This window comes from Pantoea sp. Aalb (assembly GCF_009829985.1).
GTDB lineage: Bacteria > Pseudomonadota > Gammaproteobacteria > Enterobacterales > Enterobacteriaceae > SZZU01.
On the sequence record NZ_SZZU01000004.1, the window covers coordinates 83484 to 90727 of the forward strand.

The 7244-nt window shown below is 28.8% G+C and carries 7 protein-coding genes, 4 tRNA genes and 1 rRNA gene; 1 reads left to right on the top strand and 11 read right to left on the bottom strand.

The genetic code is table 11. From position 1 onward, the window contains the following. Window positions 1-174: 174 nt before the first annotated feature. The 8 genes from rplA to FD728_RS04490 form a co-directional block, all read right to left on the bottom strand. The gene (gene rplA, locus FD728_RS04455) at window positions 175-879 is read right to left on the bottom strand and encodes a 50S ribosomal protein L1 (RefSeq protein WP_159935241.1); all 705 of its coding nucleotides are present in this window, start codon (window positions 877-879) and stop codon (window positions 175-177) included. Window positions 880-881: 2 nt separating this feature from the next. Further along, window positions 882-1313, bottom strand: a complete 432-nt coding sequence (gene rplK / locus FD728_RS04460; RefSeq protein ID WP_159935243.1) for a 50S ribosomal protein L11 — start codon at window positions 1311-1313, stop codon at window positions 882-884. 158 nt (window positions 1314-1471) lie between these two features. Continuing rightward, entirely contained in the window at window positions 1472-2017 is a 546-nt protein-coding gene (gene nusG, locus FD728_RS04465; RefSeq protein WP_159935245.1) for a transcription termination/antitermination protein NusG, read from the bottom strand. Next, on the bottom strand, window positions 2010-2402 hold the full coding sequence (gene secE, locus FD728_RS04470; RefSeq protein WP_159935247.1) for a preprotein translocase subunit SecE: 393 nt from the start codon (window positions 2400-2402) through the stop codon (window positions 2010-2012). The genes nusG and secE overlap by 8 nt, the downstream gene beginning before the upstream one ends. Window positions 2403-3184: 782 nt before the next feature. After that, window positions 3185-3257, bottom strand: a tRNA-Thr gene (locus FD728_RS04475). An 18-nt stretch (window positions 3258-3275) separates the two neighbouring features. Beyond that, a tRNA-Gly gene (locus FD728_RS04480) sits at window positions 3276-3347 on the bottom strand. Between the two features lie 59 nt (window positions 3348-3406). Further along, window positions 3407-3488 (bottom strand) — tRNA-Tyr (locus tag FD728_RS04485). Window positions 3489-3515: 27 nt separating this feature from the next. Next, window positions 3516-3588, bottom strand: a tRNA-Thr gene (locus FD728_RS04490). Between the two features lie 431 nt (window positions 3589-4019). Between FD728_RS04490 and coaA the strand changes: the two genes are divergently transcribed. After that, window positions 4020-4970, top strand: a complete 951-nt coding sequence (coaA, locus tag FD728_RS04495; RefSeq protein ID WP_159935249.1) for a type I pantothenate kinase — start codon at window positions 4020-4022, stop codon at window positions 4968-4970. 48 nt (window positions 4971-5018) lie between these two features. On the opposite strand, the gene birA is transcribed toward coaA, so the two are convergent. The 3 genes from birA to rrf all read right to left on the bottom strand — a co-directional run bounded on the left by birA (window position 5019) and on the right by rrf (window position 7239). Further along, the gene (gene birA, locus FD728_RS04500) at window positions 5019-5984 is read right to left on the bottom strand and encodes a bifunctional biotin--[acetyl-CoA-carboxylase] ligase/biotin operon repressor BirA (protein ID WP_159935251.1); all 966 of its coding nucleotides are present in this window, start codon (window positions 5982-5984) and stop codon (window positions 5019-5021) included. Continuing rightward, the gene (murB, locus tag FD728_RS04505; RefSeq protein ID WP_159935259.1) at window positions 5981-7009 is read right to left on the bottom strand and encodes a UDP-N-acetylmuramate dehydrogenase; all 1029 of its coding nucleotides are present in this window, start codon (window positions 7007-7009) and stop codon (window positions 5981-5983) included. The genes birA and murB overlap by 4 nt, the downstream gene beginning before the upstream one ends. 114 nt (window positions 7010-7123) lie before the next feature. Beyond that, window positions 7124-7239: ribosomal RNA gene (rrf, locus tag FD728_RS04510) — 5S ribosomal RNA — on the bottom strand. Between the last annotated feature and the right edge of the window lie 5 nt (window positions 7240-7244).

Sequence of the window (7244 nt, forward strand, 5' to 3'; positions counted from 1 at the left end):
GATAGAATAAAGGTTAGAATTAGATTTAGCTCTTCTTAAGAGGAGTAGCTAAATAATTAAATGATTCAGCTTTACTATTCGGCGACTATAAATTTAGATTTTATAAATGTTCAATCAAAACAAATAAAGGATAGAATACTTTAGAAGAATTTTATGTTGATTACAAGCAACAAATTAATTTAATGATGAATTTATACTTGTTTGATCAATAGTAATACCAGTACTCATAGTAGTTGAAACACTAACCTTTTTAATATAAAGCCCTTTAACTTGAGATGGTTTGGTTTTTTTTAATCTTATTAATAATGATTCTAAATTTTCTTTTAATTTCTCATCGCTAAAATTTATTTTTCCAATGGTAGTATGTATAATACCATTTTTATCATTACGATAAATAATCTGTCCAGATTTAGCATTTTTAATAGCTTCATCAATATTTGTTGTTACAGTACCTAATTTTGGATTTGGCATTAAACCCCGAGGACCTAAAAGTTGACCTAACTGACCAACAATACGCATTGCATCTGGCGAAGCTATAACTATATCAAAATTCATTTCACCTTTTTTAATTTTATTAACAAGATCTTCCATACCTACTAATTCAGCACCAGCTAATTTAGCAATTTCAGCATTTATACCTTGAGTAAAAACTGCTACGCGTATTTGTCGTCCAGTTCCATGTGGAAGTACCATTGAACCACGTATATTTTGGTCAGATTTAGAAGCATTAATATTTAAATTAATAGCAATATCTACACTTTCTATAAATTTAGCAGTAGCAATTTTTTTAAGTAAAAAAATTGCTTCTTTTATATCATATTGTTTAGTTACATCAATTTTATCACGAATAAGCTGCATACGTTTAGTTATTCTAGACATTTTTATTCTTCCTCCACTATAATTCCCATGGAACGAGCAGTCCCTTCTATGGAACGCATCATTGCTTCTATATTGGCACCTGTCATATCTAAAGATTTTATCTCTGCTATTTCACGAATAGCAGCGCGAGTAATTTGACCGACTTTATCTTGATTTGGTTTTCCAGAACCAATTTTAATGCCTATGGCTTTTTTTAGGAGTATAGTAGCTGGAGGAGTTTTAGTAATAAAAGTAAAAGAACGGTCGCTATATATAGTGACAACTACAGGAATTGGAAGACCTTTTTCTATAGATTCAGTTTTTATATTAAATGCTTTACAAAATTCCATAATATTGACACCTTGTTGACCCAGTGCTGGACCAACTGGTGGACTTGGATTAGCCATACCCGCTGCAACCTGCAACTTAACGTAGGCTTGTACTTTTTTAGCCATGTGTTCCTCTAATTAAGTTTATAAAGCTTTTAAAATCGCCACTATATTAAAAATGACCATATGTTATTTGTTACTAGTTATTAGAAAAATAAATGGCGTTAATGAAATATACATACGTTTATTAACTTCTGTAATAGTTGATAAATAGTAGAAAAAAATTAATTTTTTTCTACTTGAGAAAAATCTAATTCAACTGGAGTTGCCCGACCAAAAATAGATACTGAAACTTTAAGACGACTTTTTTCATAATCAACTTCCTCAACTACACCGTTAAAATCAGCGAAAGGACCATCATTAACACGTATCATTTCACCTGGTTCAAAAATGGTTTTAGGACGAGGTTTATCACCGATTTGTTGTAAGCGATTTATGATTGCATCAACTTCTTTGTCACTAATAGGCGCTGGACGATCAGAGGTCCCACCAATAAAACCAGTTACGCGAGGTACACTACGTACTAAATGCCAACTAGCATCATTCATCGCCATTTGTACTAATACATAACCAGGAAAAAATTTACGTTCGCTTTTACGACGTTGACCAGCACGTACTTCAACAACTTCTTCAGTTGGTACCATAACTTCACCAAAAAGTTCATCCATATTATGCAATTTTATGTGTTCTTGAAGAGATTTCGCTACACGAGCTTCAAACCCAGAAAAAGCTTGAACAACGTACCAACGCTTTTTAGGAACTTCAGACATCTAAGAACCTCAAGCCAGTAATAAATGATACTAGACGGATTAAAATACTATCCATCCCCCATAAAATTAGTGACATGATGGCAGTTACTGCAGCAACTATTAATGTAGTATGCAGTGTTTCTTGACGAGAAGGCCAAATTATTTTACGCATCTCAATTTTAGCTTCACGTACAAAATTTAAAGTTGATTTACCTTTTGTTGTTAGTAAAGCAATACTAATTGCTATTACAATTAACATAATCACGATTAAACTACGTAAAAGTAGTGATAAATCACGATATATATAATTACCAATAATTGCCATCAAGAGCAATGCAATAACGATTAACCAACTAATCACCTCTAGAACTCTTCGTCTTCCTTGAGGTTCGTAATGTGCATTCATAAAAAACCTACTAGAATATTTTAAAAATCATTTTGCTATGCAGATGCTATCCAAACCAATAGCTTTATTTAGATTTAAGCTTATTAAAAATAAAAAGTATAAAACAATAAATAAATGCACTATGTTCTAATAATACCATATAAAAAGGGCATATGATTTTGATGCCCTTTTTATATAAATCATGTTAAATATTTTTATAATAATTAAGTAACAATAATTTAATTAAAAAATGCTATGCTATCAAATATATCTATTATATTTGATAGATATATTTGATAGATTGTAAATCTTAAACTTATATTTATAAAAACTTAATAGATTAATTCAATAGTAATTTTATTAATTAGTCATAATAAAAATCTCAAATATTACTAGTAGTTTACGTTATTAGTAAAACAGAGTTCGACTATAGTTGATAACTTTTAAAATAAGAAAATATTTAGTTTTAATTAAATTTGACCTAATATGCCATTTATAATGAAGATTATTATATTAATAGTATTAGTCATTCAATCCTTAAGTAATTTAAAATATTAATAAATATTAGGTTAATTAAAATAAATGTTTTTAAATAAATGATTAAATGGTTTTAAATAATTTTATTATTAATAAAGTAATACTATGTCATCTTAATTTATAAATTTTAAATTACTTCTGATTTTTTTTTATAAAAATTGATCAGAAAACTAAATTAATATAACAAAAAAATATTTTTGAATCAAGCAAGCAAAATTTCAGGACTAATTTAATTTTTACTTAAAAGAATCAAATAATAATAATTATGCTGATACCCAGAATTGAACTGGGGACCTCACCCTTACCAAGGGTGTGCTCTACCAACTGAGCTATATCAGCCCATATAATACTGTAATAAGCGGACAACGGGAATCGAACCCGTATCATTAGCTTGGAAGGCTAAGGTAATAACCATTATACAATGCCCGCATTATCTATTAACTATCAAATCAACATCTAGCTTCATACTTAACTATAATTTAAAATAATGGTGGGAGAAGGATTCGAACCTTCGAAGTCTATGACGGCAGATTTACAGTCTGCTCCCTTTGGCCACTCGGGAATCCCACCTCTATAATTTGTTTTCCATTGAAATAATGCCGGCTACCGGAATCGAACTGGTGACCTACTGATTACAAGTCAGTTGCTCTACCAACTGAGCTAAGCCGGCTTTTATTGAATTCTATCCATTCTAATCTAAAGAACATTAAATAAAAATTACAATAGAAAATTAATTTATCAGTTACATATTATGCTTTTTATTTAATATGTAAATACACATTAAATATTTTTCATATTATAGTACTAATTCTCTGAATATAAAAATACTTTTTATATTATATTTTTATTATAATTAAAATAATTATTTATTTTGATTGACATATAAATTTATTAAATTTACCACAATCTCATATCACTATCCATAATTACTTATCAAAATATTTTTAAAATAACAGATCAACTTGAATTAACTACGATGTCAATATCTTTAATATAATTTCATTACGTTAAGAATATTTGTTATATTTTATGTATTTAAAAAGTAAAATATAACGTTAATTATCTATTAAATAGCTAATTATATATTTAAGGAATAGAATCATGAAACAAAAAAAAAAGTTTTCAACAACACCATATCTCGAATTCAGTCGTAAACAATGGGCTATTTTACGTGATTCTATACCGATGACTTTAACAGAAAATGAAATTAAGAGCCTACGTGGTATAAACGAAGATCTCTCTATACAAGAAGTAGCTAAAATTTATCTACCACTTTCTCGATTACTTAATTTTTATATTATTTCTAATTTGTGTCGACAAACAGTACTCAATCAATTTCTTGGCATAAATAAACAAAAAATACCTTATATTATAAGTATTGCTGGTAGTGTTGCTGTAGGTAAAAGTACTACTGCACGTGTACTAAAAGCTCTATTAAGTCGTTGGCCCGAACATCGTAAAGTTGAATTAATTACAACTGATGGTTTTTTACATTCTAATGCAATATTAAAAGAACGGGGATTAATGAAAAAAAAAGGTTTCCCAGAATCGTATAATATGCCTCGCTTAGTTAATTTTATTTCTGATTTAAAATCAGGCGCTAATAAAGTAGCAGCTCCTATATATTCACATCTTTTATATGATGTAATCCCAAATCGTATTAAAATAGTGCAGCAACCAGATATTTTAATTCTTGAAGGACTAAATGTTTTACAAAGTGGAATAGATTATCCTCATGATCAACATCATGTATTTATTTCTGATTTTGTTGATTTTTCTATATATGTCGATGCTTCTGAAATGTTATTAGAAAGATGGTATATTAATCGTTTTTTAAAATTACGTCAGTACACATTTAGTAATCCAAATTCTTATTTTTATCATTTTTCTCGGCTTACTAAAAATAAAGCAACTACTATTGCACGTGGACTGTGGAGAGAAATTAACTGGATTAATTTAAAAAAAAATATATTACCTACACGCGAAAGAGCTAATTTAATTATGACTAAATCAAGTAATCATAGTGTACAAAAAGTTCGTTTAAGAAAATAAATTTTTTATTAATATATATAGTATATTTTAATAAAAAATTTCTATTAATTATTTAACTCTTAGAGAAATTTCTCCATCTATCCAAGTACTTATTTTCCCATTTTGATCTAATAATAATCTTCCTTGTTTATCAATTCCACGTGCAATTCCATAAATCTCATGTGTTTCAGTTATTAATTTTACAGAACGATTCATACAATTATCTAGAATTTTCCAACGTGAAATAAAAGGCGTTAAACCGTTTTTTTCAAAGAAATAAAGAGATTTTTGTAGATTATTAATTATTTTAACTGATAATTTATTGCGATCTATTGTCATTCCTAGTTCTTTTAAACTAATCCAATCTTGATGAATTTCTATTACCCCTGTAGTGTTCATTGCAAGGTTAATGCCAACACCAATTACAACTTGTACTATATCATCAATTTTACCGCTAACCTCAACTAAGATACCGGCTAATTTACGGTCATATAAATAAATATCGTTAGGCCATTTTACTTTTATGTTAGGTACTCCTAATGACTGAATTACTTCTGTGATTACAATCCCAATAATTAAACTAAGTCCAATTGTTGTTACTGGTTTTTGTTTAAAGCACCAATACATTGATAAATATAGGTTAACTCCAAAAGGAGAAAACCAAATTTTCCCACGGCGACCACGTCCTTCTTTTTGATATTCTGATATACAAACATCCCCAGAAGAAAGAGTATCAATACGATCTAATAAATATTGATTAGTTGAATTAATTATTGGAATAATTGATATATTTTGTTTACTAAGATTGATATATGGTAAAATTTCTTTTTTATTCAACAACTGAAAAGGTGAAGATAAAATATAACCTTTACCACTAATATGATAAATATTTAAACCCCAAATTTTTAAAAATTGAATATAATTATTGATGGTCCTACAATTTATACCTAAATATTTTTCTAATTGCTCATTTGAATAATATCTACCGTCAGCCAAAAAAGTTATTAATTTTAATAGTACATTATAATTTTTCATGAAATAACCTCAACAGCATTACATTCTCCATAAGCATTTATAAAATGTACTTCTGGCTCTAGCCAAATATTAAATTTTTCTCCAACTTTATTTCTTACTTGATGAGCTAATGAAACAATGTCATTAGGTGTTGCATGATGTTCATTAATTAATACTAATGCTTGTTTGTGATATACTGCAGCACCACCAACTCTATGTCCTTTTAAGTTACATTGATCAATTAACCAACCGGCTGCTATTTTTATATCCCCATTCGCTTGGGGATAATATGGTACATTTGGCCATCGATTGAGTAATGTAATGATATGTTTATCCTTAATGAAAGGATTTTTAAAGAAACTACCAACGTTTCCTATTACACTTGGATCTGGAAGTTTACTTTGACGTATGTGACAAACAGTCTTAAAAATATCCTTGGCACATACTGTAGATGGATTTAGATTTATTAGTTCACTGTATTTTAAAACTGGTTTCCAATGTTTTGTTAAACGCAAACATACAGCAATGATAACATATTTATTTTTTTGTATATGTTTAAAAATACTATCACGATAACCAAATTGACATTCATCACAGGATAAACGAATTTTTTGTTGAGTAAATAAATTAATTACGTCTATATAATAACAAAAATCTTTAAAATTAACTCCATATGCACCAATATTTTGAATTGCTGCTGAACCAACTAATCCAGGAATAAGTGCAAGGTTTTCAAGTCCAGGTATTCCTTTTTTTAAAGTTAATTCAACTAATGCATGCCAATTTTCGCCTGCTCCTACATGAATATACCATGCATCCTTATCTTCATCAAAAAATATACCTTTAACTGCATTAATTACAACACATCCACTAAAAGTTTCTAGAAATAGAACATTACTTCCTTCTCCTAATACAATGAACGGGTAATTAGCTCGTTGGCTGATTTCCCAAGATGTAATTATTGCATCTAAGGTATTAGCAATAATAATTTTTTGAGCGTTAACTTCAATACCAAAAGTATGAAATTTTTTTAGTGATATAGTTATATTAAATATCTTATATAGTTATGTACTATCTTACACGACCTGCACTCATTTATTCATAAAGCAGTTGTTATTCATTCATTCATTCATTCTTATTACTGAATTAATATGTATGTTGCCTGGCAGTTCCCTACTCTTGCATGGGGAATCCCCATACTACCATCGGCACTACGGCATTTCACTTCTGAGTTCGGCATGGTATCAGGTGGTACCACCGCGTTATTGCCGCCAGGCGAAT